The sequence below is a fragment of the Streptomyces sp. NPDC005483 genome (assembly GCF_040606035.1).
In the GTDB taxonomy this organism is placed as follows: domain Bacteria; phylum Actinomycetota; class Actinomycetes; order Streptomycetales; family Streptomycetaceae; genus Streptomyces.
The window spans coordinates 191450-216627 of record NZ_JBEXEA010000014.1 but is presented as its reverse complement, the minus strand read 5'-3'; the positions used below and the strand labels follow the sequence as shown (position 1 = coordinate 216627).

The following is a 25178-nucleotide window of genomic DNA, read 5'->3' as shown; positions in this document are numbered from 1 at the left end:
ATCAGGCGGCGTGCCCCGTTGCCGCGGGACTCAAGTCGATTTATCGTCCCAGCACGATTCGCGAGCAAGATCACAATATGTGAAGGGGCCGCGGCATGGTGGCGAAGAAGACCGCCGTACAGCAGTCGGCGTCGGGCCGGTCCACCCATGCCCGTGCCTCCGGCGGCGAGGCCAAGGGAGCGGGCGGGACATCTGCGGGGGCCGCGTCTTCCGACAAGGGCGCGGCGGCGAAGGCGGTGAAGGCGGTCGGGGCGGCGGCGAAGAGCGTCGCGAAGAAGGCCGGCGTCAAGAGCACGCGTACGGGTGCCGAGAAGGCCGCGGCGAGGAACGCGGTGCCCCGCGAGACGGGCGGCGCCAGGAAGGCCACCGCCGCGGCTTCCAGGGCGGCTCCTGACAGACAGGCGGCAGCGGAGGAGGAGGTCTCGGTCTCGGCCGGGAGACCGGCGGCCGACCCGCCTGTCGGCGGGACGGGAGAGACCACCAAGGGCGTCGGCAAAACTTCGGTCACGAAGAAGGCTTCGGGCACGAAGAAAACTGCGGTCACTAAGAAGTCCGCGGTCACGAAGAAGGCTGCTGTCGCGAAGAAGGCGGTCGCCAAGAAGGCTGGGGTCACCAAGAAGGCGGTCAAGAAGGCTGTGGTCCCCGAAAAGGCGGTCGCCGACAAGTCCCCGGTCGCCGAGAAGGCTCCGGCCACGAAGAAGAAGGCTGTCACGAAGAAGAAGGCGGTCCCGAAGAAGACCGCCGCCAAGAGCACGGCCGCGACGAAGAGCGCGGCCAAGAGCACGTCCGCGACGAAGGCCGCGGGGAAGAAGACGGCCGTGAAGGACACCGCGGTCGAGGAGACGGTCGCCACGGACGCCGGTGTTCCGCAGGGAGATGCCGGGCAGGGCGCCTCGGGGAAGAAGACCTCCACGAAGACGGCGGCCGGGAAGAGCACGGCCGGAAAGAGCACGGCCCACAAGGCGGGCGCGGCCGAGGCCGCGAAGAAGACGGGAGCCACGACGGTGGTTGCGAAGAAGACCCCTGGCACGGCCACGGCGGCGAAGACCGCCCTACCCAGCGCGCGTCTCGCCGCGGTGGAGCCCGGCGAACTCGCGGTGCGCCCGGGTGAGGACCCGTGGACGCCCGAAGAGGTCGAGGAGGCCCGCGCGGAGCTGACGGCCGAGGTGCTGCGGCTGCGCACCGAGATCTCCACGTCCGAGGAGTCCCTGGTCGGGCTCATGCGGGACTCCGGGGACGGCGCCGGCGACGATCAGGCCGACACCGGGACCAAGAACATCACGCGCGAGAGCGAGATGGCCCTCGCGGCCAACGCGCGCGAGATGCTCACCCAGACCGAGCGCGCCCTCGGACGCCTCGACGCCGGCACCTACGGTCTGTGCGAGAACTGCGGCAACCCCATCGGCAAGGCACGCATGCAGGCCTTCCCGCGGGCCACCCTGTGCGTGGAGTGCAAGCAGAAGCAGGAACGCCGGTACTGAAGGTCCTTGGAGGCGTGTCGTACCCTCGTCCTCAGTCAGGTACCTAGGTCGAGGGACTCACGTGGCAGAGGCGGAGCGCATCATCGGTACGCCGGATACCCCAGAGGCGGCGGGGGCCGGGCCGGAGCAGGACCAGACGGCGCGGCCCAGGGGCCGGCGCCGTATCGCCGTGCTGTTCACGGTGGCCGCCTTCGCGTACGCCCTCGACCTGGTCAGCAAGATGATCGTGGTCGCCAGGCTGGAGCACCACGAGCCGATCGAGATCATCGGGGACTGGCTGAAGTTCGAGGCGATCCGCAACGCGGGCGCGGCCTTCGGCTTCGGCGAGGCCTTCACCGTGATCTTCACGGTGATCGCGGCGGCGGTGATCGTGGTCATCGCCCGGCTCGCCCGCAAGCTCTACAGCCTCCCCTGGGCGATCGCGCTCGGGCTGCTGCTCGGCGGCGCGCTCGGCAACCTCACCGACCGGCTCTTCCGCTCGCCCGGCGTCTTCGAGGGCGCGGTCGTCGACTTCATCGCGCCCAAGCACTTCGCCGTCTTCAACCTCGCCGACTCGGCCATCGTGTGCGGCGGCATCCTGATCGTGCTGCTGTCCTTCAAGGGGCTGGACCCGGACGGGACCGTCCACAAGGACTGAGCGCGCGGTCGGGGCTGTCTCACCCGTCCGGCATACTCGACGGGTGAGCACCATTCCCGAGATCCGCACCCTGCCCGTGCCCGACGGCCTGGAGGGCGAGCGCGTCGACGCCGCCATCTCCCGCATGTTCGGCTTCTCCCGTACCAAGGCGGCCGAGCTCGCCGCCTCGGGGAAGGTCATGGTCGACGGGTCGGTGGTCGGGAAGTCCGAGCGGGTGCACGGCGGGGCCTGGCTGGAGGTCGAGATGCCACAGGCGCCCGCGCCGGTGCAGATCGTCGCCGAGCCGGTCGAGGGCATGGAGATCGTCCATGACGACGACGACGTGGTCGTGATCGTCAAGCCGGTCGGGGTGGCCGCGCACCCGTCGCCCGGCTGGACCGGGACGACCGTGATCGGTGGGCTCGCCGCCGCCGGGTACCGCATCTCGACCTCCGGTGCCGCCGAGCGCCAGGGCATCGTGCACCGGCTCGACGTGGGCACCTCGGGACTGATGGTCGTGGCCAAGTCGGAGCGGGCGTACACCTCACTCAAGCGGCAGTTCAAGGAGCGCACGGTCGACAAGCGCTACCACACGCTCGTCCAGGGCCACCCGGACCCGACCAGCGGCACCATCGACGCGCCCATCGGCCGTCACCCCCAGCACGACTACAAGTGGGCGGTCACCGCCGAGGGCAAGCCGTCCGTCACGCACTACGACCTCATCGAGGCGTTCCGTGCGGCCTCCCTGCTCGACGTGAAGCTGGAGACTGGGCGGACCCACCAGATCCGCGTGCACATGGCGGCCCACCGCCACCCCTGCGTCGGCGACCTGACGTACGGCGCCGACCCGACGCTCGCCAAGCGGCTGCGGCTGACCCGGCAGTGGCTGCACGCCGTCAGGCTCGGCTTCGAGCACCCCGGGGACGGGGAGTGGGTGGAGTTCGCCAGCGATTATCCGGAGGACCTCCAGCAGGCCCTGGAGCTGGTGCGCGAGGAGACCTACGGGTGAGCACGCGCGCGTACGTGGTGCGGGTCGCCGAGGATCCCGCCGACCGTGAGGCCTGCTTCACGGTGCGCAAGGAGGTCTTCGTCGGCGAGCAGGGCGTGCCCGAGGACATCGAGTACGACGCCTACGACGCCGTGGCGGTGCATGTGCTGGCCGTGCGGGACGACGGGGTGCCGCTCGGGACCGGGCGGCTGCTGTTCGGTGCGGAGGCGGCCGGGAAGACCGGCGGCGACGCGTCGGTGGGGTCGCTGGGGCGGCTCGCGGTGACCCAGGAGGCGCGCGGGCTCGGCGTGGGGGCCGCGCTCGTGCGGGCCGTCGAGGACGCGGCACGCGCGCGTGGGCTGACGGCTGTGGATCTGCACGCCCAGACGCACGCGCTGGGGTTCTACGAGCGGCTGGGGTACGTGGCGTACGGGCCGGAGTTCCCGGACGCGGGGATGCCGCACCGGGCCATGCGGCGGGTTCTCTGACGGTCGGCGGGAGCGGCGGTCGGGAGGGTTCGGGCGTTTTGCGGGCAGACTGAAGTGACCGATGTTCTGTCGATCTGCCCGGAGTTCTGACCGTGGATCAGTTGGCCCTGTTGTTTGTGTTGTTGCTGGGGGCTCTGATCAGTGTCCCGGCGGGGGACCGTTTCGGGTTGCCGGCGCCGGTGCTGATGACGCTGCTCGGCATAGTGCTCGCGGTGCTGGACTTCGTACCGAATGTCGACATCCCACCCGAGCTGATCCTGCCCATCCTCTTGCCGCCCCTGCTCTACGCGGCGGTGCGGCGCACTTCCTGGCGCCAGTTCACGGCCAACAAACGGCCGATCTTCCTGCTCGCCGTCGCGCTCGTGTTCGTGACGACCCTGTGCGTCGCCGCCGTCGCCCACGCGATCGTGCCGGGGCTGCCGATCGCCGCCGCCGTCGCGCTCGGCGCGCTGGTCGCACCGCCCGACCCGGTCGCCGCGACCGCCGTCGCGGGCCAACTGGGGCTGCCTCGCAGGCTGGTGTCCATCCTGGAGGGCGAGGGGCTGTTCAACGACGTCACGGCGATCGTGCTCTACCACGTGGCCGTCGCCGCGGCCGTCAGCGGCTCGTTCACGGCCGGGGAGGCCGGCTTGGAGCTCGTGCTCTCCGCGGTGGTCGCCGTTGCCGTGGGACTCGCGCTCGGCTGGGGCGCCAACAAGCTGATGGATCTGCTGGGCGACGCCACCCTCCAGATCGGGCTGACGGTGCTCGTCCCGTACGCCTCCTACGTGCTCGCCGAGGAGCTGCACGGCTCCGGGGTGCTCGCCGTGCTGACCACCGCACTGTTCCTCGCCGAGTACGGCACCGACGCCGACGACGTGATGACCCGGCTGGCCGGGCATACCTTCTGGGACATCGTCGACACGCTCGTCACCGGGGTGGCCTTCGGGCTGATCGGGCTCGAACTGCACAACGCGATCCGGACCGCCTCCGGCCGCTGGGGCGAGATGCTCGGCTGGGCCGCGGCGATCGTGGCCGTGGTCGTGCTCGTACGACTGGCATGGCTGATGCCGGCCACCTGGCTCACCAAGCGGATGCACGCGAAGCGGGACTACAGCGAGGAGATCCCGACCAGTTGGCGGGAGACCGTCATCATGTGGTGGTCCGGGATGCGAGGCGTGGCGTCGGTGGCGCTGGCCCTGGCCATTCCGCTGGAGACCGACTCGGGGGCGGGCTTTCCCGACCGGGACGAGATCGTCTTCATCGCGTTCGGGGTGATCATGGCCACGCTGGTGCTCCAGGGGCTGACCCTGCCGTGGCTGGTGAAACGGCTGGGGGTACAGGCCGACACCGAGCGGGAGAAGGAGTTCGAGAAGGCCCTCGCCGTCCGGGCGGCGAAGGCGGCCAAGCGGCGGCTGCGGGAGATCGAGGCCGTGGAGGAGCTGCCGGAGGACCTGTCCGAGCAGATGCTGCGGCGGGCGTTCGAGATCGGCGTGCGGATCCATCCCGAGTCGGGGGACGAGGAGCGGCGCGAGGCCAGGCGGCGGCTCAAGCGGGCACGGCGGATCCACGGCGAGCTGCTGAGCGCGGCGCGGCACGAGGTGCTGGCGGCGCGGAGTGAACCGGGGGCCGATCCCGAGGTCGTGGACCGGGTGCTGCGGCACCTGGATGTCCGCAGTCTGCGGTGACCGGTGTGCGAAGGTCACGTAAATCGGGGTGAGTCGGCCGACGGTGTGCTCGTAGGGTCCAGCTATGGCTCGCAATGTGGTGATCAGTGGTGGCGGTACGGGAATCGGGCTCGCGGCGGCGCAGGTGTTCGCCGCGGAAGGGGACCGGGTGCTGCTGCTCGGGCGGCGCGCCGAGGTGCTGGAGAAGGCCGGGGTGCCCGGGGCGCTGACGTACGCCGCCGATCTCGGTGACGTCGACCAGGTACGCGGGGTCGTCGGGTTCGTGGAGCGTGAACTGGGGGCCGTGGACGTACTGATCCACAGCGCCGGGGGCACCGGCCGGCTCGAACCGCCCGCAGACAGCACCGATCCGCTCGACGCCGTCGCACACAACTGGACCGTGAACTTCCGTCTCAATCTGCTGACCGCCGCGCTGCTCACCGAGGGGCTGAAGGAACTGCTCGCCTCACCGGGCGGCCGGGTGCTGTTCGTCAGCTCCATCGCCGCGTACCGGGGGTCCGGGAGCGGGGCGTACGGGGCGGCGAAGGCGGGGCTGCATCCGTACGCCCATGATCTGGCCCGGGAGTTGGGGCCTCGGGGGATCACGGCGAACGTGGTGGCGCCGGGGTATGTCGAGGACACCGAGTTCTTCGGCGAGGCGATCGACCCGGCCCGGCGCGAACGGCTCATCAACGACACCTCGACGGGGCGCGCGGGAAGGCCGGGGGACATCGCGGCCACGCTGCACTGGCTGGCGTCACCGGGGGCCGGGCACGTCACGTCACAGATCATCCAGGTCAACGGCGGGACCGAGCGGGGGCGGTGACGAGGCGCGGGCGCCGGTGACGGCGGATACCGTCACCGGCGCCAGGACGGACCGTCAGCCGCGGCCCGCCCAGGTGGATTCGGCGGCCACGCCGTCGGAGTTGCCGTCCGGTCGGTGGCCGTTCCTCGACCGGAACCCCGGCGCCGGCGTCGCGTCCGCCGTGTTGACCCGCGGCAGGGCGTACGGGTGGTTGTCGGTCAGCCAGCGGATCATCTGCTCGCGGACCGTGACCCGTACCGTCCAGATGTCGTCGGCGTCCTTGGCGGTCACCAGGGCACGCACCTGCATGGTGTTCGGTGTGGTGTCGGTGACGACGAGGCCGTAGTCGCGGCCGTCCCAGGCGGGGCACTCGCGCAGGATGTCCCGCAGCCGCCGGCGCATCAGGTCCACCGGGGCCGTGTGATCGACGTGCCAGTAGACGATGCCGGTCATCTGCGGGGTGCCGCGCGACCAGTTCTCGAACGGATTCGAGGTGAAGTACGACACCGGCATGGTGATCCGGCGCTCGTCCCAGGTCCGTACCGTCAGGAACGTGAGCGTGATCTCCTCGACGGTGCCCCACTCGCCGTCCACCACCACGGTGTCGCCTATGCGCACCATGTCGCCGAAGGCGATCTGCAGCCCGGCGAACATGTTGCTGAGTGTCGACTGAGCGGCCACACCGGCGACGATGCCGAGGATTCCGGCCGAGGCCAGCAGTGAGGCACCGGCCGCGCGCATGGCCGGGAACGTCAGCAGCATCGCGGCGGCCGCCATCACGCCGACGACCGCGGTGACCACACGCGTGATCAGCGTCACCTGGGTGCGCACCCGGCGGACCCGGGCGGCGTCGTGGTGGGCGCGGGCGTAGCGGGTGTAGGTCGTCTCCACGACGGCGGCGGCGATCCGGATCACCAGCCAGGCGGTCGCCCCGATGAGAACCAGGGTCAGCGTCTGCCCGATGCCGGCGCTGTGCCGCTCCAGCACCCTCGCCTCGTCGTACGCCCCTCTCAGCATCGCCGCGCAGAGCACGAGCATGTAAGGGATGCGGCCACGACGCAGCAGACCCCACAGCGGGGTCTCGCTGTGACGGTCGTCGGCCTTGCGCAGCAGTCGGTCGGTGGCCCACCCGATCAGCAGCGTGAGCAGTAGTGAGCCGCCGACCACGATCAGTGGGCGGAGTACGTTCTCCATGACCCCGAACCTAACCGGCCCGGGGGAGTCATGAACATGTGACTTCTGCCCCGAAGTGGGTACGGCCGCCGACGTGCCCGCGGAAACGGCGCTGTCGGTGCGGGCTGGCACCATGGCCTCATGAACATCATGCTCTTTCACTCGACCTACGGCCTCCGGCCCGCCGTCCGTCAGGCCGCCGACCGGCTGCGGGAGGCCGGACACGAGGTGTGGACGCCGGACCTCTTCGAGGGGCGTACGTTCGAGACGGTCGAGGAGGGCATGGCCTTCAACGAGGAGATCGGCAAGGACGAACTGCTCAAGCGGGCCGTCCTGGCCGCCGCGCCCTACTCCGAACGCGGCCTTGTTTACGCCGGCTTCTCGCTCGGCGCCTCGATCGCGCAGACCCTCGCTCTCGGCGACGAGAAGGCCCGCGGACTCCTGCTCCTGCACGGCACGTCCGACATCGCGCCGAACGCGACCGCGGACGAACTGCCGGTCCAGCTGCACGTGGCCGAGCCGGACCCCTTCGAGACCGACGACTGGCTGAGCGCCTGGTATCTCCAGATGGGCCGCACCGGCGCTGACGTGGAGGTCTACCGATATGCCGGCGCCGGTCACCTCTACACCGACCCTGGCCTGCCGGACTACGACGAGGAGGCCGCCGAGGCCACCTGGCGGGTGGCCCTCGGCTTCCTGGAGACCCTCTAGCGCCGGCCTAGACGGGGGTGTACGTCCGCTCGACCTTCTGCGTGCCGGTCCGCGTGCGGTACGAACGCGCCCAGGACGAGGTCGCGTTCGCCTTGGTCTTGTCGGAGAGCACGTAGTAGTCCATCTGCGCCCGGTCGGCTGTGATGTCCAGCACGCCGTAGCCGTGACGGTCGGTGTCGACCCAGTGGACGTGCCGGTTGGCGACCTGGATGACCGGCGCCGCGAGCGCGGTGACCGTGCCCTCGGGGACCTTCAGGAGGTCGTCGAGGTTGTCGGAGGTCACCGACGTGACGACGAACTCCGTGGCGGCCGAGGCCGACAGCGGGTAGGTGCCGGCGTCCACCGGCACGTCGTTGGCCCACGCCATGTGGATGTCACCGGTCAGGAAGACGGTGTTGCGGATGGCGTTGGAGCGCAGGTGGGCGAGGAGTTCACGGCGGTCGTCCGTGTAGCCGTCCCACTGGTCGGGGTTGAGGGCGAGGCCCTCCTTCGGCAGACCGAGCAGCTCGGCGAGCGGCCTGAGCAGGTCGGCGGAGAGCGAGCCGATCGCGAACGGCGAGATCATCACGGAGTTGCCGACCAGCCGCCAGGTCGTGTCGGAGGACTTCAGCCCCGCTTTGAGCCAGTCCAGCTGGGCCCGGCCGGTGATCGTGCGGTCCGGGTCGTCGACCGAGCCGTTGCCCACGGCGACCTGCTGCGAGCGGAAGGACCGCAGGTCGAGCAGCGAGAGGTCGGCGAGCTTGCCGAAGCGCAGCCGCCGGTAGGTGGTGCCCGCGAGCGCCGGACGCACCGGCATCCACTCGAAGTAGGCCTGCTTGGCGGCGGCCTGACGGGCCGACCAGGCACCCTCCGTGCCCTCGGTGTGGTTCTCCGCACCGCCCGACCATGCGTCGTTGGCGAACTCGTGGTCGTCCCAGATCGCGACGACCGGGGCGACCGCGTGCAGGGCCTGGAGATCGGGGTCCGTCTTGTACTTGCCGTGCCGGGTCCGGTAGTCGGCGAGGGCGAGTATCTCGTGGGTCGGCGCGTGCTGCCGTACGACGGTGTCGCGGGTGCCGTAGTCGCCGGTGCCGTACTCGTAGATGTAGTCGCCCAGGTGCAGCCAGGCGTCCAGGTCGCCGCGGGCCGCGAGGTGGCGGTAGGAGGAGAAGTAGCCGGCCTCCCAGTTGGCGCAGGAGACCACGCCGAAGCGGAGGTTCGCCACGGCCGCGTCCGCCGCCGGCGCGGTGCGGGTACGCGCCGCCGGGGAGTCGGTGCCGCCGGCCGAGAAGCGGAACCAGTAGTCGGTCGCGGGGGCGAGGCCGCGCACGTCCGCCTTGACCGTGTGGTCGGAGGCGGCGGTCGCGGTGACGGAACCCTTGGCGACGACGCTCGTGAAGCCCTTGTCCCTGGCGACGACCCAGCCGACCTCGGTGTCCGGGCCGAGCCCGGAACCGGGTACGGCCTCGGCGGTCGGGGTCACCCGGGTCCACAGCAGGATGCCGTCCGGGAGCGGGTCGCCGGAGGCCACGCCGTGCAGGAAGGCGGGTGCCTCGACCGCGCCGGCCGGCCAGGCGGCGGCGAGCGGGGCACCCAGGACAGCGGTGGCCGCCGCGGCCTTGACGACCGTACGGCGGCGCGGGGAAAGGGAGTTGCTCCCGGCTGTGCTCTGTCTGCTAGTCACGGACGATCAGGTTACTGATCGGTATGAACGAGAGCGGGCGAACTCGTGAAAGTTCGCCCGCTCTTTGCCCGAAGAGTGTGGGGATCAGCCCTTCAGGGCCGCCGTGAGCGCCGTGTTGAAGTCGGCGACGGTCATCGGCGCGCTCTTGCCGTCGGACCCGGTCAGCGTCTTGCCGTCCATCTTCAGGGTCGGGGTGCCGGTGACGCCGTCCTTGTTGAACTTCTCGGACATGTCCAGGGCCCACTTGTCGTAGGTGCCGTTCTTCACGGCGTTCTGGAAGGTCTTGTTGTCCTTCAGCTCCGGGACGGTCTGCGCGATCTTGATGAGGTAGGAGTCGTCCTTGAACTTGTCCGGGCCGCTCTCCTCGGGGTGCCACTTCGTGGAGTACATCGCGGTCTTGTACTTGAGGAACGCCTCCGGACTGACGTTCAGCGCGGCGCCGAGGGCGCTGAGGCCGTTCTTGGAGCCCTCGCCGCCGAGGTTGCCGTCGAGGAAGGTGGCGCCGACGTACTGGATCTTGAACTTGCCGTCCTCGACGTCCTTGTCGACGGTCGAGCCGACGGTCTGCTCGAACTGGGCGCAGACGGGGCAGCGCGGGTCCTCGTACATGACCAGGGTCTTCTTGGCGGTGCTCTTGCCGATGACGACCGTCGTGCCGTTGGTGCCCGTGCTGTTGGCCGGCTTGACGAGCTTGTCGTCCTTGGCCGCTTCCCAGTAGCCGGGCTTGTTGTTCTGGACGACCGCGTAGCCGATGCCGCCGGCTATCGCCAGGACGCCGACCACGGAGCAGGCGACGATGACCTGCCGCTTGACCTTGTCGCGCTTGGCCTGGCGCTCGCGCTCCTGCCGCAGCCGCTCGCGGGCGGCGGTCTTCGAGGCCTGGCTGTTCCGCTTGCTCATGGTGGTGTTCTCCATCAAGGGGACGCGCACACGTCGTGTGCGGGGATACGTGGGTCGGGACTGGTGGCGCTCAGATGCTGTGCGAGCGTGAGGCTCAGGCGGCAGCGGCCGAGCACGGCGGTCCACGCCGTCCCAGGGAGTGCACGAGGATCTCGTCGAGTACGGCGGCCGTACGGCGGCCCGGGCGCACCGGACGGGCCGGTTCCGGCGCCGACCGCACGGTCAGCGCGGCGGCCGCGAGCAGCAGCGGCCGGAAGGTCGTGGTGGCCACGGCCCGCAGCAGCTGGGCCAGGGCCCGCTCACCGCGGCGCAGCCAGGCGGCCGCGAGGAGGCCGACGCAGACGTGGGCGCCCAGCAGCAGCCAGGCGGTCTGCGGATGGGCGTGGGCGAGCAGGCCGCCGAGCCGGCCGGGGTCGGTGCCGGTCATCCGGGCCAGCGGTGAGCCGACGCGGGTGCCGTCACCGCAGAACACGTCCCAGCCGACCGAGCGCAGCGGACCCGCCACCGGGCCGCCCGCGGCGCCGTAGCAGACGTGCTGGCCGGTGGTGAAGACGGTGTCGGCGGCGAGCTCCAGTGGGATCAGCACGGCGGCGATCCGCCCGTAGCCGCGCTCCCGGCCGGCCAGCGCGTAGGAGAGCGCGAACACGGCGACGGCGACCGCCGCCACCGTGTTGAGCGGCAGGGGAGCCCGGGACAGCAGCACGTGCGACGCGGTGCTGAGCGTCACGACGAGTGCCGTGAACAGCGCCGCGCGGAGCGCTCGTAGCGGGGTCCCGGATATGTCCATAGCGTGGAGAGTGTGTCACGCGGGCCTGTAAGGGACCCCTAAAGAGTCCCTGTCAGCGGCCCTATCGTTATCGACAGCGGTATGGGGCCTGTCACAGGCCGGGGATACGGCCGTTGCGGAACAGGTCGACGAAGGTCTGGTGGTCGGCACGCGCGCGTGCGCCGTAGCTGTGCGCGAAGTCGACCAGGAGGCCCGCGAAGCCGTCCTCGTCGGCCGCGATCGCCGCGTCGATGGCCCGCTCGGTGGAGAAGGGCACCAGGGACTCGCCGGAGGTGTCGTCGGCCGCCGCGTGCATGGTGGCCGTGGCCCGGCCGAGGTCGGCGACGACCCCCGCGATCTCCTCCGGGTCGTCGATGTCGCCCCAGTCCAGGTCCACGGCGTACGGCGAGATCTCGGCGACGAGCTGGCCCGCGCCGCCCAGCTCGGTCCAGCCCAGCCACGGGTCGGCGTGCTGCTGGAGGGCGCGCTGGGAGATCACCGTGCGGTGGCCCTCGTGCTGGAAGTAGTCCCGGATCGCCGGGTCGGTGATGTGCCGGGAGACGGCCGGGGTCTGGGCCTGCTTGATGTAGATCACCACGTCGTTCTCCAGGGCGTCGGTATGCCCCTCGAGCAGGATGTTGTACGACGGCAGCCCGGCCGATCCGATGCCGATGCCCCGGCGGCCGACGACGTCCTTGACGCGGTAGGAGTCCGGACGGGCCAGGGATGCTTCCGGGAGGGTCTCCAGGTAGCCGTCGAAGGCCGCGAGCACCTTGTACCGGGTGGCGGCGTCCAGTTCGATGGAACCGCCGCCCGGCGCGAAGCGGCGCTCGAAGTCGCGGATCTCCGTCATCGACTCCAGGAGGCCGAAGCGGGTCAGCGAGCGGGCGTCGCGCAGCGCGTCCAGGAGTGGGCCCTGGGCGGTGTCCAGGGTGAAGGGCGGCACCTCGTCGCTCTTGGCGCCGGTGGCCAGGGCGTGGATCCGCTCGCGGTACGCGCCCGCGTACACCTCCACCAGCTCGGTGATCTGATCGTCGCCGAGCGCCTTGGCGTACCCGATCAGCGCGACGGAGGCGGCGAAGCGCTTGAGGTCCCAGGTGAAGGGGCCGACGTAGGCCTCGTCGAAGTCGTTGACGTTGAAGATCAGCCGGCCGTTGGCGTCCAGGTACGTGCCGAAGTTCTCCGCGTGCAGGTCGCCGTGGATCCACACGCGCGAGGTGCGCTCGTCCAGGTACGGGCCGCCCCTCTTCTCCGCGTCGAGGTCGTGGTAGAAGAGGCAGGCCGTACCGCGGTAGAACGCGAACGCCGAGGCCGCCATCTTCCGGAACTTCACGCGGAACGCTGCCGGATCGGCGGCCAGGAGCTCGCCGAAGGCGGTGTCGAAGACAGCGAGAATCTCCTCGCCGCGGTGCTCGTCGTTGAGCTGCGGAACCGACATCGCGGGGTGCCTCCTGGTACATCTGTACGACAGCGTTTCTGTCGTCTCTCCAACGGGCGGGCCCCGGGGAAAGTGCCCGCGACCCTCGTTGTGAAGGTACGCGGGGCGGGCCCCTGAGTGTCAGTGCAGAGGCATAGACTTCGACGCTGTCCCCCACCGTCCGCCCGCCTGTCGTCGAGTGTTTTCCATGGAGGCCATGCCGTGTCAAAGCCGCCGTTCACGCACCTGCACGTCCACACCCAGTACTCCCTGCTGGACGGTGCCGCGCGGCTCAAGGACATGTTCGACGCGTGCAACGAGATGGGCATGACCCACATCGCCATGTCCGACCACGGCAACCTGCACGGGGCGTACGACTTCTTCCACTCGGCGAAGAAGGCCGGGGTCACCCCGATCATCGGGATCGAGGCGTATGTCGCGCCCGAGTCCCGGCGCAACAAGCGCAAGATCCAGTGGGGCCAGCCGCACCAGAAGCGGGACGACGTCTCCGGTTCGGGTGGTTACACCCACAAGACGATCTGGGCGGCGAACAGGACCGGTCTGCACAACCTCTTCAAGCTCTCCTCGGACGCGTACGCCGAGGGCTGGCTGCAGAAGTGGCCCCGCATGGACAAGGAGACCATCTCCCAGTGGTCCGAGGGGCTCATCGCCTCCACCGGCTGTCCCTCCGGCGAGCTCCAGACGCGCCTGCGCCTGGGCCAGTTCGACGAGGCGCTGAAGTCCGCCGCCGAGTACCAGGACATCTTCGGCAAGGACCGCTACTTCCTGGAGCTGATGGACCACGGCATCGAGATCGAGCACCGGGTCCGCGACGGCCTCCTGGAGATCGGCAAGAAGCTCGGCATCCCCCCGCTGGTCACCAATGACTCGCACTACACGTACGCGCACGAGGCGACCGCCCACGACGCCCTGCTGTGCATCCAGACCGGCAAGAACCTCTCCGACCCGGACCGCTTCAAGTTCGACGGCACCGGCTACTACCTGAAGTCCACCGACGAGATGTACGCCGTCGACTCCTCGGACGCCTGGCAGGAAGGCTGCCGCAATACCCTCCTGGTGGCCGAACAGGTCGACACCGAGGGCATGTTCGAGGCCAAGAACCTCATGCCGAAGTTCGACATCCCCGAGGGCTACACCGAGGTCACCTGGTTCAAGGAGGAGGTCCGCCGCGGCATGGAGCGCCGCTTCCCGGGCGGCATCCCCGAGGACCGCCAGAAGCAGGCCGAGTACGAGATGGACGTCATCATCCAGATGGGGTTCCCGGGCTACTTCCTCGTGGTCGCCGACTTCATCATGTGGGCCAAGAACAACGGCATCGCGGTCGGCCCCGGCCGAGGCTCCGCGGCCGGTTCGATCGTCGCCTACGCCATGGGCATCACCGACCTCGACCCGATCCCGCACGGTCTGATCTTCGAGCGGTTCCTCAACCCCGAGCGCGTCTCCATGCCCGATGTCGACATCGACTTCGACGAGCGCAGGCGCGTCGAGGTGATCCGGTACGTGACCGAGAAGTACGGCGCCGACAAGGTCGCCATGATCGGCACCTACGGCAAGATCAAGGCGAAGAACGCGATCAAGGACTCCGCGCGCGTGCTGGGCTACCCGTACGCGATGGGCGACCGGCTCACCAAGGCGATGCCCGCCGACGTCCTCGGCAAGGGCATCGACCTGAACGGCATCACCGACCCCTCTCACCCGCGCTACAGCGAGGCCGGCGAGATCAGGTCGATGTACGAGAACGAACCGGACGTGAAGAAGGTCATCGACACCGCCAAGGGCGTCGAGGGCCTGGTCCGGCAGATGGGTGTGCACGCGGCCGGCGTGATCATGTCCAGCGAGCCCATCGTCGACCACGCCCCGATCTGGGTGCGCCACACCGACGGCGTGACCATCACGCAGTGGGACTACCCGCAGTGCGAGTCGCTCGGCCTGCTGAAGATGGACTTCCTGGGTCTGCGCAACCTCACGATCATGGACGACGCCATCAAGATGGTGAAGGCCAACAAGGGCATCGACCTGGAGATGCTCGCCCTGCCGCTGGACGACCCGAAGACCTTCGAACTGCTCTGCCGCGGTGACACCCTCGGTGTCTTCCAGTTCGACGGCGGCCCGATGCGCTCGCTGCTCCGCCAGATGCAGCCCGACAACTTCGAGGACATCTCCGCCGTCTCGGCCCTCTACCGGCCGGGCCCGATGGGCATGAACTCCCACATCAACTACGCCGAGCGCAAGAACGGCCGCCAGGAGATCACGCCGATCCACAAGGAGCTGGAGGAGCCGCTCCAGGAGGTTCTCGCGGTCACCTACGGCCTGATCGTCTACCAGGAGCAGGTGCAGAAGGCCGCCCAGATCATCGCCGGCTACTCGCTCGGCGAGGCCGACATCCTGCGCCGCGTCATGGGCAAGAAGAAGCCCGACGAACTGGCGAAGAACTTCACCATCTTCCAGGCCGGCGCCAAGAAGAACGGCTACAGCGACGAGGCGATCCAGGCCCTCTGGGACGTCCTGGTCCCCTTCGCCGGCTACGCGTTCAACAAGGCGCACTCCGCCGCGTACGGACTGGTCTCCTACTGGACCGCGTACCTCAAGGCCAACTACCCGGCCGAGTACATGGCCGCGCTGCTCACCTCGGTGAAGGACGACAAGGACAAGTCGGCCGTCTACCTGAACGAGTGCCGTCGTATGCGCATCAAGGTGCTCCCGCCGAACGTCAACGAGTCGGAGCACAACTTCGCCGCCCAGGGCGACGACGTCATCCTCTTCGGGCTCGAAGCCGTGCGCAACGTCGGTACCAACGTGGTCGAGTCGATCATCCGCAGCCGCAAGGCCAAGGGGAAGTACGCCTCCTTCCCCGACTACCTCGACAAGGTCGAGGCGGTCGCCTGCAACAAGCGCACCACGGAGTCGCTGATCAAGGCGGGCGCGTTCGACACGATGGGGCACACCCGCAAGGGCCTCACCGCGCACTTCGACTCGATGATCGACAACGTGGTCGCGGTCAAGCGCAAGGAGGCCGAGGGCCAGTTCGACCTCTTCGGCGGGATGGGCGAGGAGGACACCAGCGAGCCCGGCTTCGGGCTGGACGTGGAGTTCACCACCGAGGAGTGGGACAAGACCTATCTGCTCGCCCAGGAGCGGGAAATGCTCGGTCTGTACGTCTCCGACCACCCGCTCTTCGGCCTGGAGCACGTGCTGTCCGACAAGGCCGACGCGGGCATCGCCCAGCTCACCGGCGGTGAGCACGCCGACGGCGCGGTCGTCACCATCGGCGGCATCATCTCGGGCCTCCAGCGCAAGATGACCAAGCAGGGCAACGCCTGGGCGATCGCCACCGTCGAGGACCTCGCCGGCTCCATCGAGTGCATGTTCTTCCCGGCGACCTACCAGTTGGTGTCGACCCAACTCGTCGAGGACGCCGTGGTGTTCGTCAAGGGCCGCCTCGACAAGCGCGAGGACGTGCCCCGCCTCGTCGCGATGGAACTCCAGGTCCCCGACCTGTCCAACGCGGGCACCAACGCGCCCGTGATCCTCACCATCCCGGCGCTGAAGGTCACCCCGCCGATGGTCAGCAGGCTCGGTGAGATCCTCAGCCACCACAAGGGCGAGAGCGAGGTCCGCATCCGGCTCCAGGGGCCCAGCAAGACCACGGTCCTGCGGCTGGACCGGCACCGCGTGAAGCCGGACCCGGCCCTCTTCGGCGACCTGAAGGTGCTGCTCGGACCGTCCTGCCTGGCAGGCTGACCGGCCCGGGCGGCACGGACATGCGGAAGGGCGCACTCCTGACGGGGTGCGCCCTTCCGTGTACCCGGGTCTCAACAACCCTTTATGCACATGTCAGTTGTGGCCGAAGCTTTTCTGCCGCCCCTTGCGGGCGACATCGCCGGGCGTCACCTGCGTGGCGTGCTGCTCGGCCGGTGCGTCCATCGAGGACTGCTGCGGCTCCTGCCCGGCACGCTGGGACTGCGGCTGCTTGCGGTTCTGCTTCTTGTTCTTGGCCATGGGGATCTGCCTCCTGGGGAGTTCTAGGGGCCAGGGCCGGGATCAGATTCACATAGGCTGACAGGAGGCGCATTTCGGATAATTACCGTGTGTGACAGGGGATGTCGCCGGGCGATGCCCCGAAACGCCACGCCGAAGATCGAGTTCGGGCCGTTAAGCCCCGCGTGGTCGGGCAGACTCGAAGGAAGCCCGAAGCAAACCTCCCGGAAAGAGGGTGGATCGCGTGGACCGCTGCATCGTCCTGGTGGACGCCGGGTATCTGCTGGGGGCCGCCGCCAGTCTCCTTGCCGGGGAGCCCTCCCGTTCCCGTATCACCGTCGATCACGCCGCCCTCGTCCAGGGACTGCGCGACCGGGCCGAGTCCGACACGGAACGGCCCCTGCTGCGCATCTACTGGTTCGACGGCGCCCCCGACCGCGTCCCGCAGCCCGAGCACCGCAGACTGCGCGTGATGCCCCGGGTCACCGTCCGGCTGGGCGCCCTGACCCGCAGCGACGGACGCTGGGCCCAGAAGGGCGTGGACGCCGCCATGCACGCCGAGCTCACCGAGCTGGCCCGCAACCGCGCCTGCTCCGACATCGTGCTCGTCACCGGCGACGGGGACCTGCTGCCGGGCATGATGGCCGCCAAGGAGCACGGGGTCGCCGTACACCTGTGGGCCGTGCAGGCCGCGGACGGGGACTACAACCAGTCGGAGGACCTGGTCGCCGAGGCGGACGAGCGGCGGGTGCTGGACCGGGCCTGGATCACCAAGGCCGTCCGCGCGAAGGATGTCGGCGGGGTCTGCGCGCCGCCGCCCGTGCCGCGGCCCGAGATCGCCGCGATCCTCTCGGCGCCACTGCCCGAGTCCTCGCTCTCCCAGGCCCCCGAGCGGACATCCGAGGAGAGCGAGCACGCCCCGGCGGCCGACTCGGGGAACGGCACGCAGGAACGGGTGCCGGCGCCGAAGGGGGTGCCGACGCCCAAGGACCTCGCCGCGCTGCGGGCGCCCGGTGCCCAGCCCGCCCAGCACCCCGCGAGCGCGACCCTGCGCTGGTCCTCCGACAAGGGCTGGGTCGACCGGCCCGGCGGTGCCGGCGAGCCGCCCGAGGTCGCCTCCATGCCCACGCTCGCGCAGCTGACCACGGCGGAGCAGCGGTGGGCCGACCGGGAGGAGGACATCACCACGGTGGGCGGTGACCCGTTCGAGGTGGGGCAGGTCTTCGCGCGGCGGTGGATGGAGCGGCTGGGGGACCAGGCGCATCTGCAGCGGCTGTCCGGGATGTACCCGCGGGTGCCGCACCGGATCGACGGGGAACTGCTCAGGTACGCGGCCCGGTTCGGACTGCTCGCGCACAAGGACGACCAGATCGACGAGCACGACCGTTATGCGATCCGCGCCGGGTTCTGGCGGGAGATCGACGTGCGGACGGCGGCGGAGCACGCCCCCGCCGGGGAGTGAAGGGCACATACCGCGCCCCAAGGGCGAGCAAAGCTCCCCGACCCCGTAGTCTCGTCCTTTGTGAGTACGCGCGCTGCACCGGCACTTCGACACAGTGGGGATGTCGTGTGTGCGGTGCGCGGACTGACCAAGACCTATCCCGCGGTGCGCGGACGGCGCGGGACCCCGGCGACGCCCGAGGTGCGGGCCACCGACGACGTACGGCTGGACATCCGGCGCGGTGAGATCTTCGGGCTGCTCGGGCCGAACGGCGCCGGGAAGACCACGCTGGTACGGCAGCTCACCGGGCTGATGCGGCCCGACCGCGGCAGTGTCGAGATCCTCGGGCACGACATCGTGCGCCACCCGGACCGGGCCTCGCGGATCCTCGCCTACCTCGGCCAGGAGTCCACCGCCCTCGACGAGCTCACCGTCTCCCTCGCCGCCGAGACCACCGGCCGGCTGCGCGGTCTGGAGGCCAGGACGGCGCGGGCCGAGCGGGACGCCGTACTCGACGAGCTGGGGCTCACGCCGATCGCCGGGCGGCCGCTGAAGAAGCTGTCCGGCGGGCAGCGGCGGCTTGCGTGCCTCGCGTCGGCGCTCGTGGGAGAACGGCCGCTGCTCGTGCTCGACGAACCGACCACCGCGATGGACCCGGTGGCGCGGCGCGCGGTGTGGTCCGCCGTGGACCGGCGGCGGGCCGAGCGGGGGACCACCGTGCTGCTCGTCACCCACAACGTCATCGAGGCGGAGACGGTCCTGGACCGGGTCGCCGTCCTCGACCGGGGCCGCGTGATCGCCTGCGACACGCCTTCCGGGCTCAAGGAACAGGTGGCCGGAGAGGTCCGTGTCGACCTCGTGTGGCGCGAGGCGGCCCCGCTGCACGTCCCCGAGGTCGCCGCGCTCCAGGAGCGGGCCGTGGCCGCCGGGCGCCGCTGGACGCTGCGGCTCGCCCCCGAGGAGGCCCGCGCGGTCGTCGCCACCGTCACCGGCGGGGCCGCGTTCGCCGCCCTTGACGACTTCACGCTCGCCACGCCCAGCCTGGAGGACGTGTACCTCGCGCTGGGCGGGGCCGCGCAGCAGGGGCTGGTGAAGGCGTGAGCACACTGAGCGAAGAGGAGCAGAGCCACGTGAGTGCCGTACCCGCCGGGGCTCTGCCGGGCGGTGCCCTGACCGCCGAGGACACGGGCCGGGGCGCGGCGGCCGAGCTAGGGCCCCGCGCGAGGCTGTGGCCGTCGCTGGCGGCCGTGTACCGGGCACAGCTGTCCCGCGCCCGGGTCGCGCGCATCCCGCTGCTGTTCGTGGCGACCTTCCAGTCGATCGGGATCATGATCCTGATGCGTGGGGTCGTGGACGGCGGGGGCGAGGCGCAGTCCGTGGTCGCCGGGGCGTCCGTGCTGGTCGTGGCCTTCGTCGCGCTCAATCTGCTCGCGCAGTACTTCGGGCAGCTGCGGGCGAGCGGTGGGCTCGACCACTACGCCACCCTGCCGGTGCCGCCCGCCGCCGTGGTGCTCGGCGCAGCGGGCGCGTACGCCTCCTTCACCGTGCCCGGGACCGTGGTGACCGCGGTCTTCGGGTGCGTGCTGTTCGGGCTGCCGCTGGCGCATCTGTGGATCCTGGTGGCGGTGATCCCGCTGGCGGGCGCCGCTCTGGCGGGCCTCGGCGCCGCGCTCGGCCTGCTGGCGCCCCGGCCGGAGCTCGCGACTCTGCTCGGCCAGCTCGGGATGTCCGCCGCGCTGCTGCTGGGGGTGCTGCCCGCCGACCGGATGCCCGAGGCGGTGCGGTTCGCCCGGGATCTGCTGCCGTCGACCTACGGCGTCGAAGCGTTCGCCCGGACCTTCGGGCCGCATCCCGACTGGGCCTTCGTGCTCGGTGACCTCGCCGTGTGCGGGTGCGTGGGCGTGGTCTCGCTGGCCGTCGCCACCTGGGCCTATCGCCGGGCGGCCGTCCGGTGACGCGCCGCACAGGCGGGCCTGGCACGATGTCAGGGTGACCGCTCCGTTGACGCCTCCGCCGCCGCCGCACGAACCCTCCTCGCACGAACCGTCCTCGCACGACGCGTGGCAGGCCCCTGATGCAGGGTCCGCGGCCCCTGCCGAAGCCCCGTACGGGCAGGGCGGGCCCGGGATGAAGACCGAACTGATCGAGGGCGCGGTCATCCTGGTCGCCGTGGCGCTCGGCGGGGTGCTGCTCGGGGTGCTGTGGTGGTGGCTGGCGCCGCATGTGCCGCTGGTCGGGGACGTGGACGCACAGGGGAACTGGGTCGTCTATCTCAAGGACACCGAGGGGGAGCAGGCGGTGGGTGTCGACGGGACCCTCACTCTTCTGGCCCTTGCCTTCGGGTTGGTGAGCGCGCTCGTCGTGTTCCTGTGGCGGCGGCGGGGCGGGGTGCCGCTGGTGGTGGGGCTGGCTGTCGGGGGAGTGCTGGGATCCTTGCTCGCGTGGCGGGTCGGGACGTGGCTCGGGCCCACGTCGGATGTGATCGCCCATGCGAAGGCCGTGGGCAAGGGGGTCACGTTCTCCGCGCCGCTGAAGCTGGGAGCGAAGGGGGCGCTGCTGGCCTGGTCGTTCGCCGGGCTGGTCGTGCACCTGGGGCTCACGGCGTTGTTCGGGCCGCGGGATCCCGAGCCGGTGTACGGGGCGGGGGTTCCGGGGGACGGGTACGGGGCGCCTGTGCAGTAGGTTTTTCGCCCCCGCCGCCCCTACCCGTCCCATCCCCAGGGGCTGCCGCCCCTTCGGCCCCGTCTGGGGGCTACGCCCCCAGACCCCCCATCGGCCCTTGAGGGCCTCGTCCTCGAACGCCGGACGGGCTGGATGTACGGACCGGCGTAGAGAAGCTCCCTAGACCTACGCCGGGCGCCTGCCGTGGTTTGAGTGGCCCTTCTTGGTGCGCCATTTGCGTTTCCGTGTTTTCTTCGACATGCCCCTTCTGCTTAACCGAGGAAGAGGGGTCCGTCGAGGGGTCACGCGCGGGCGATCGGCGCCAGGACCGCGTCAGTGAGGTCGGCCAGGTCCTTCGGCGCGAGTTCCACCTCCAGGCCCCGGCGGCCGGCCGAGACGCAGATCGTGTCATGGGTGGAGGCGGAGGCGTCGAGGACCGTGGGGAGTTTCCTGCGCTGGCCCAGGGGGGAGATACCGCCCCGGACATAGCCCGTGGTGCGTTCCGCGTGGGCCGGGTCGGCCATCGCCGCTCGTTTGCCGCCCACTGCCGTCGCCAGGGCCTTCAGGTCCAGGGAGCCCGCCACCGGGACCACCGCCACCGTCAGGGCGCCGTCCACGTCCGCCACCAACGTCTTGAAGACGCGGTCCGGGGAGACTCCCATCGCCTCGGCCGCCTCCTCGCCGTAGGAGGGGTGGGCGGGGTCGTGGTCGTAGGCGTGCATCGTGAAGGGCACGCCCGCCGACGTCAGAGCCACCGTCGCGGGGGTGCCCCCCGGCTGCTGCTTCTTCGACTTCTTCGCCATCTGACGGGTTCCGGCCTCAGTTCAGACTCGTCCGGCCGAGCGTCAGGTCCGACGCCGGCAACGACGGAAGATTACGGATGATCGCCGTCTCCGCGCGCAGGAGTTTCAGTTCGTCGCGGAGGCGGGACGCGGTGTCGGGGGCCTGGAGCAGGCGCTGCTTGGTGGGGGTGTCCAGCACCACCGCGGCCGCCACCAGGTACGAGACCACCGACGGTTCGTCCGGGAGTTCCGTGCCCGACGACAGGGAGCGTTCCCTGGCTCCCGCCAGGCGCTTCTGGTACTGGTGGAAGGCCCGCAGGACGCCTTCCGCCAGGGGCCCGGACTCGTCGCCCGCCTCCTCCGGCAGCTCCTCCAGTTCGGCCGTCAGATACGGGCCCGAGGCGTCCACGGACAGCAGCCGGACCCGGGTCGTCCCCGTCGCCAGCACCTCGAACGTGCCGTCGGCCCGCTCCCGTACCGTCGCCGCGTCCGCCACACAGCCGACCGCGTGGAACGCCTTGACCGGGTCGTCACCGAAGCCGGCCGCGGGGCCGCCGTCGGGCACGGCCGTGCCGTCCGGCAGGCCGTTGGCGCTGGGCGCCACCTCATGGCCGTCGCGGATCGCCACGACGGCGAACCGGCGCGGTTCCTCCTCGGGGGTCTTGAGCAGTTCGCGCATCATGGCGCGATAGCGCTCCTCGAAGACGTTGAGAGGAAGCACGAGCCCCGGGAACAGCACGGTGTTCAGGGGGAAGAGCGGGAGCCGCACGGTGGTCACGGCGCCAAAGCCTAATGGCCCCAGGAGCGGACACGTCCCCCGTGCCCACTCCGTGGATGGATCAAGGCGTGCCGCCGGACCTCCTCACGCACCTCCAGGAAGCGGCCCAGCGGGTCCTCCGACTCCCGTCCCCACGGGAACGAGGTCGCGTACGGGCCGAGCAGGCGCAGCTGCTCCAGGGCGTCCGGCCAGCGGCCGAGGCGCACCAGGACGTACACCAGCTTGTTGCGGATCTCGGCGGGCCAGGGGTCGGCCGGCGCGAAGGTGGCGGACAGCTCGATCGCCCGGTCGGCCGCCGCGTCCAGCCGCTCGCGCGGCACCGCCTCGCCGCCGGTCCCGGTCAGGCAGGCGAGGGCCGCCCGCGCGGGCAGCGCCTGGATCAGGGAGCCGGGCGGGGCGTCCTGCGCGGCCCGGTCGGCGAAGTCGAAGCACTCGCGGTACGAGCCGCGCCAGGAGGCCGCCAGATAGCGCAGGGCGGCGACGTGGCAGCCGTAGTGCAGCGGGGCGCGCCTGAGGGCCGCCTCCCACAGCTCGCCGAAGTAGGTGTGCCCGGCCTGCGAGCCGCGCGCGTGGTCCAGCGCGATCCGCCACGGCACCGGGTCGCGGTCCTCGCCGCGCGCCGCGGCCGTGATCAGCGGGCTCACCTCGCGCAGCAGCTCCGCCCGGGCCGGTGACTCCCACACGCGGTCCACCCCGAGCTGGGCGGCGAGGAGCAGCTGGTCCGGGTCGTACGGAGCGTCGGCGCGCCAGGCGTCGTACCACTCGGGGCGCGAGCGGGCGAAGGCGGAGAGCCGTCGGACGTACCGGTCGCGCAGCTCCCAGGCGGCGCTCTCCCGGGTCGCGGAGAGCAGCTCGGCCGCGCGCCCGTACCCGCCCTGTCCGGCGGCGACCAGCGCGGGTGCGAGCCGGTCGTCGGGCGCGTCGAGCAGCACCTCGTCGTCGGCGGGCAGTCCGCCGGTGAGGAAGGGGGGCATCCGTGACGCGCGGATGAAGGGGGGCAGCAGAGCCATGGTGTCGACCATTGAAAGTCCGCTGGTCAAGGCTGCGCCAGTGCGAACGGGCAATTCGTGGAAAGTTGTACGCCGCGGAGTCAAGGGACGTTAAAAAGGTGACCGTTCAACAACTCTCTGACCAGCGGTCTCACCAGTCCTCACCGGTGCCTTGCCGAATTCTTCACATCGGCCGTCAGTTCCGCCGCAGCAGCCTTGTGGCCCCCGCCGCCACCGTCGTCGCCAGGACCCAGCCGAGGAGGACCATCGCCGCCGCCAGCCACTGCCAGCCGCCGCGCAACTGCCAGAACCCGACCTGCCCCAGGTCGATCACCGGCAGCAGCAGGTCCAGTGCGAAGAGGGCGGGGTTCCAGGCCGGGTGGTCGCCGCCCTTGAGTGGCGGATGGCTCGCGTGTGCGAACGCCATGGAGCTCGCCGCCCACAGCACGGCCATCCATACGGCGGCCCGCCCGGGCCGGTACCCGTAGGCGACCGTCCAGTCCTGCACGTATCCCCACAGCTTGGCGGCCGGCGGCAGGCTCTCGCGACGCCGGCGCTGCTTGGCGAGCAGCACCTCGCGCGCGTCCTCGTCCTCGCCGCCGGCCCGCAGGACGGCGGCGAGCCTCTCGTACGGCTCCGGGTTGTACTCGGCGGTCGCGGCCGCGACCCACTCCAGCCGCTCGGCGAGCGGGAAGGGGCCGTGCGGCACGAGGTTCTCGTAGGTGAAGCCGCCCATGTGCAGATTGCCGGGCCCCGGCCAGGCGGTCGCCCGGTCCACGAGGTTGCCGACCCGCGCGCCCGACAGCACCACCTTGCCGCGCTGCGGCTTCTCGCCGAGGAAGCGCAGCTCAGGCGCCTGGATGCGGCGCAGTGACAGCTCCTGCTCGTCGGTGAAGACGAAGCGGGCCCGCTCCAGGTCCACGGCGTCCCCGAAGCGCCCGTCGTCCAGCCGTACCCCGCCCTGGCACTCGAAGCGCTGGATCCGCGTCCCGCGCGCGGGAGTCGCCCCGCTCAGCATGGAGGCGCCGACGCCCGCCGGGGTCAGGTACAGCGTGCGCTCGACGGTCAGCTGGGGGGCGTTCAGCGCGAGCCGGCTGTACGGGTTGTTCAGCCGGGCGCCGCGCAGGCTCAGCGAGACGCCGATCGTCGCGCTGCGCAGGCTCAGCTCGCCGTGCGACTCCAGGAGCTCGGCCTGGAGGTCCTGGCCCACGGTCATGCCGTCGGCGGCGATCGAACGGCCGCTGCGGTCGCGGTAGACGATCGCCTGGTTCATCAGCAGGTCCGTGCCGATGTGCGCGTCGGTCAGCCGTACGCCGTTGTGGAACCGGCAGCGCGGCAGATGCAGATCGCCCTCCGTGTGCACCCGGGCGGCCTCCAGGCGCGGGACCGAGCAGTTGACGAACCGCGCGGTGGTGAAACGGGCCTCCGGCAGCAGGATCTCCCGTTCGAAACGGCAGCCCTTCATCTCCAGGTACGGCACCACCGTGCCGCCCGCGAGGTCCAGGGTGCCGCTGATCTGCACGCCGGTGAGCTTCAAGGACGACACCCGGCCCGCGAGCGCGGGCGGACCGTCCAGGAGCAGCCAGCACACGATCCGCGCGCGTACCGTCCGCTCGGGGCCCCAGGGGTGCCCGCCGTGCGGATCGTCGACGACGGTGTCGCCGCTGCTCAGGTCGTACACGGTGCCGTTGCGGAAGGCCTGCCACATGCCGGCCTCGGCGGCGGTGAGATCGTCCGGCAGGTCTCCGTCGCGGATGCCCCGGATGCCGGCCCCCTCGGTCACGGTTCTTCCAGCTCCTTGCGGCTCGTGCGATTCGTACAACCGTTCATGCCCGCTGAGTAACCCCTCGAACGCTAGACGTGAAGGGGATCTT

General features: G+C 70.7%; 22 protein-coding genes. 12 read left to right on the top strand and 10 right to left on the bottom strand.

Features of this window, described 5'->3' with window-relative positions:
- The first annotated feature begins 95 nt into the window (after window positions 1-95).
- The 6 genes from ABZT06_RS26875 to ABZT06_RS26850 all read left to right on the top strand — a co-directional run bounded on the left by ABZT06_RS26875 (window position 96) and on the right by ABZT06_RS26850 (window position 6045).
- Window positions 96-1481 (top strand): TraR/DksA C4-type zinc finger protein, encoded by a 1386-nt coding sequence (locus ABZT06_RS26875; protein WP_355745907.1) that lies wholly within the window; start codon window positions 96-98, stop codon window positions 1479-1481.
- A gap of 61 nt (window positions 1482-1542) precedes the next feature.
- The gene (lspA, locus tag ABZT06_RS26870; protein ID WP_355745904.1) at window positions 1543-2118 is read left to right on the top strand and encodes a signal peptidase II; all 576 of its coding nucleotides are present in this window, start codon (window positions 1543-1545) and stop codon (window positions 2116-2118) included.
- A gap of 43 nt (window positions 2119-2161) precedes the next feature.
- Entirely contained in the window at window positions 2162-3106 is a 945-nt protein-coding gene (locus ABZT06_RS26865) for an RluA family pseudouridine synthase (protein WP_355745901.1), read from the top strand.
- Window positions 3103-3573 (top strand): GNAT family N-acetyltransferase, encoded by a 471-nt coding sequence (locus ABZT06_RS26860; RefSeq protein WP_355745898.1) that lies wholly within the window; start codon window positions 3103-3105, stop codon window positions 3571-3573. The genes ABZT06_RS26865 and ABZT06_RS26860 overlap by 4 nt, the downstream gene beginning before the upstream one ends.
- Before the next feature lie 92 nt (window positions 3574-3665).
- Window positions 3666-5240, top strand: a complete 1575-nt coding sequence (locus ABZT06_RS26855) for a Na+/H+ antiporter (protein WP_355745894.1) — start codon at window positions 3666-3668, stop codon at window positions 5238-5240.
- A gap of 64 nt (window positions 5241-5304) precedes the next feature.
- Window positions 5305-6045 (top strand): SDR family oxidoreductase, encoded by a 741-nt coding sequence (locus ABZT06_RS26850; protein WP_355745892.1) that lies wholly within the window; start codon window positions 5305-5307, stop codon window positions 6043-6045.
- A 54-nt stretch (window positions 6046-6099) separates the two neighbouring features.
- On the opposite strand, the gene ABZT06_RS26845 is transcribed toward ABZT06_RS26850, so the two are convergent.
- Window positions 6100-7218 (bottom strand): mechanosensitive ion channel domain-containing protein, encoded by a 1119-nt coding sequence (locus ABZT06_RS26845; RefSeq protein WP_355745887.1) that lies wholly within the window; start codon window positions 7216-7218, stop codon window positions 6100-6102.
- Between the two features lie 120 nt (window positions 7219-7338).
- On the opposite strand from ABZT06_RS26845, the gene ABZT06_RS26840 reads away from it, so the two are divergent.
- Window positions 7339-7908 (top strand): dienelactone hydrolase family protein, encoded by a 570-nt coding sequence (locus tag ABZT06_RS26840; protein WP_355745884.1) that lies wholly within the window; start codon window positions 7339-7341, stop codon window positions 7906-7908.
- Between the two features lie 7 nt (window positions 7909-7915).
- Here ABZT06_RS26840 and ABZT06_RS26835 read toward each other — a convergent pair whose 3' ends face one another.
- The 4 genes from ABZT06_RS26835 to ABZT06_RS26820 form a co-directional block, all read right to left on the bottom strand.
- A complete protein-coding gene (locus tag ABZT06_RS26835; protein ID WP_355745881.1) occupies window positions 7916-9571 on the bottom strand; it encodes an alkaline phosphatase D family protein in 1656 nt (551 codons plus the stop codon).
- Window positions 9572-9655: 84 nt separating this feature from the next.
- Complete coding sequence (locus ABZT06_RS26830) at window positions 9656-10471, bottom strand: thioredoxin domain-containing protein (RefSeq protein WP_355745878.1); 816 nt, start codon at window positions 10469-10471, stop codon at window positions 9656-9658.
- 94 nt (window positions 10472-10565) lie between these two features.
- On the bottom strand, window positions 10566-11258 hold the full coding sequence (locus ABZT06_RS26825; RefSeq protein ID WP_355745876.1) for a hypothetical protein: 693 nt from the start codon (window positions 11256-11258) through the stop codon (window positions 10566-10568).
- A gap of 91 nt (window positions 11259-11349) precedes the next feature.
- Window positions 11350-12675, bottom strand: coding sequence for a DUF2252 domain-containing protein (locus ABZT06_RS26820; RefSeq protein ID WP_355745873.1), 1326 nt, complete (start codon window positions 12673-12675; stop codon window positions 11350-11352).
- A gap of 201 nt (window positions 12676-12876) precedes the next feature.
- Between ABZT06_RS26820 and dnaE the strand changes: the two genes are divergently transcribed.
- Window positions 12877-16416 (top strand): DNA polymerase III subunit alpha, encoded by a 3540-nt coding sequence (gene dnaE / locus ABZT06_RS26815; RefSeq protein WP_355745870.1) that lies wholly within the window; start codon window positions 12877-12879, stop codon window positions 16414-16416.
- A gap of 93 nt (window positions 16417-16509) precedes the next feature.
- Here dnaE and ABZT06_RS26810 read toward each other — a convergent pair whose 3' ends face one another.
- Window positions 16510-16674: a hypothetical protein gene (locus ABZT06_RS26810; RefSeq protein ID WP_355745868.1), complete on the bottom strand. Its 165-nt coding sequence runs from the start codon at window positions 16672-16674 to the stop codon at window positions 16510-16512.
- 223 nt (window positions 16675-16897) lie between these two features.
- On the opposite strand from ABZT06_RS26810, the gene ABZT06_RS26805 reads away from it, so the two are divergent.
- The 4 genes from ABZT06_RS26805 to ABZT06_RS26790 all read left to right on the top strand — a co-directional run bounded on the left by ABZT06_RS26805 (window position 16898) and on the right by ABZT06_RS26790 (window position 20776).
- Window positions 16898-18115: an NYN domain-containing protein gene (locus tag ABZT06_RS26805; protein ID WP_355745865.1), complete on the top strand. Its 1218-nt coding sequence runs from the start codon at window positions 16898-16900 to the stop codon at window positions 18113-18115.
- A gap of 105 nt (window positions 18116-18220) precedes the next feature.
- Window positions 18221-19195 carry an ABC transporter ATP-binding protein gene (locus ABZT06_RS26800; protein ID WP_355745862.1) on the top strand — a complete coding sequence of 325 codons (975 nt, stop codon included), beginning with the start codon at window positions 18221-18223 and terminating at the stop codon, window positions 19193-19195.
- A 29-nt stretch (window positions 19196-19224) separates the two neighbouring features.
- On the top strand, window positions 19225-20049 hold the full coding sequence (locus ABZT06_RS26795) for an ABC transporter permease (RefSeq protein WP_355745859.1): 825 nt from the start codon (window positions 19225-19227) through the stop codon (window positions 20047-20049).
- Between the two features lie 34 nt (window positions 20050-20083).
- On the top strand, window positions 20084-20776 hold the full coding sequence (locus tag ABZT06_RS26790; RefSeq protein ID WP_355745856.1) for an AAA family ATPase: 693 nt from the start codon (window positions 20084-20086) through the stop codon (window positions 20774-20776).
- Between the two features lie 281 nt (window positions 20777-21057).
- Here ABZT06_RS26790 and ybaK read toward each other — a convergent pair whose 3' ends face one another.
- The 4 genes from ybaK to ABZT06_RS26770 form a co-directional block, all read right to left on the bottom strand.
- Window positions 21058-21558, bottom strand: a complete 501-nt coding sequence (ybaK, locus tag ABZT06_RS26785) for a Cys-tRNA(Pro) deacylase (RefSeq protein WP_355745853.1) — start codon at window positions 21556-21558, stop codon at window positions 21058-21060.
- 16 nt (window positions 21559-21574) lie between these two features.
- The gene (locus ABZT06_RS26780; protein WP_355745850.1) at window positions 21575-22315 is read right to left on the bottom strand and encodes an LON peptidase substrate-binding domain-containing protein; all 741 of its coding nucleotides are present in this window, start codon (window positions 22313-22315) and stop codon (window positions 21575-21577) included.
- 11 nt (window positions 22316-22326) lie between these two features.
- Window positions 22327-23337, bottom strand: a complete 1011-nt coding sequence (locus ABZT06_RS26775; protein ID WP_355745847.1) for a hypothetical protein — start codon at window positions 23335-23337, stop codon at window positions 22327-22329.
- 163 nt (window positions 23338-23500) lie between these two features.
- Entirely contained in the window at window positions 23501-25087 is a 1587-nt protein-coding gene (locus ABZT06_RS26770; RefSeq protein WP_355745844.1) for an oxidoreductase, read from the bottom strand.
- Window positions 25088-25178: the final 91 nt, after the last annotated feature.

Coding starts and splice junctions, on each gene's coding strand:
- ybaK (WP_355745853.1), bottom strand. CDS start 21,558: ATGGCGAAGAAGTCGAAGAAGCAGCAGCCGGGGGGCACCCCCGCGACG.
- ABZT06_RS26820 (WP_355745873.1), bottom strand. CDS start 12,675: ATGTCGGTTCCGCAGCTCAACGACGAGCACCGCGGCGAGGAGATTCTC.
- ABZT06_RS26830 (WP_355745878.1), bottom strand. CDS start 10,471: ATGAGCAAGCGGAACAGCCAGGCCTCGAAGACCGCCGCCCGCGAGCGG.
- ABZT06_RS26810 (WP_355745868.1), bottom strand. CDS start 16,674: ATGGCCAAGAACAAGAAGCAGAACCGCAAGCAGCCGCAGTCCCAGCGT.
- ABZT06_RS26850 (WP_355745892.1), top strand. CDS start 5,305: ATGGCTCGCAATGTGGTGATCAGTGGTGGCGGTACGGGAATCGGGCTC.
- ABZT06_RS26875 (WP_355745907.1), top strand. CDS start 96: ATGGTGGCGAAGAAGACCGCCGTACAGCAGTCGGCGTCGGGCCGGTCC.
- ABZT06_RS26775 (WP_355745847.1), bottom strand. CDS start 23,337: ATGGTCGACACCATGGCTCTGCTGCCCCCCTTCATCCGCGCGTCACGG.
- ABZT06_RS26825 (WP_355745876.1), bottom strand. CDS start 11,258: ATGGACATATCCGGGACCCCGCTACGAGCGCTCCGCGCGGCGCTGTTC.
- ABZT06_RS26845 (WP_355745887.1), bottom strand. CDS start 7,218: ATGGAGAACGTACTCCGCCCACTGATCGTGGTCGGCGGCTCACTACTG.
- ABZT06_RS26840 (WP_355745884.1), top strand. CDS start 7,339: ATGAACATCATGCTCTTTCACTCGACCTACGGCCTCCGGCCCGCCGTC.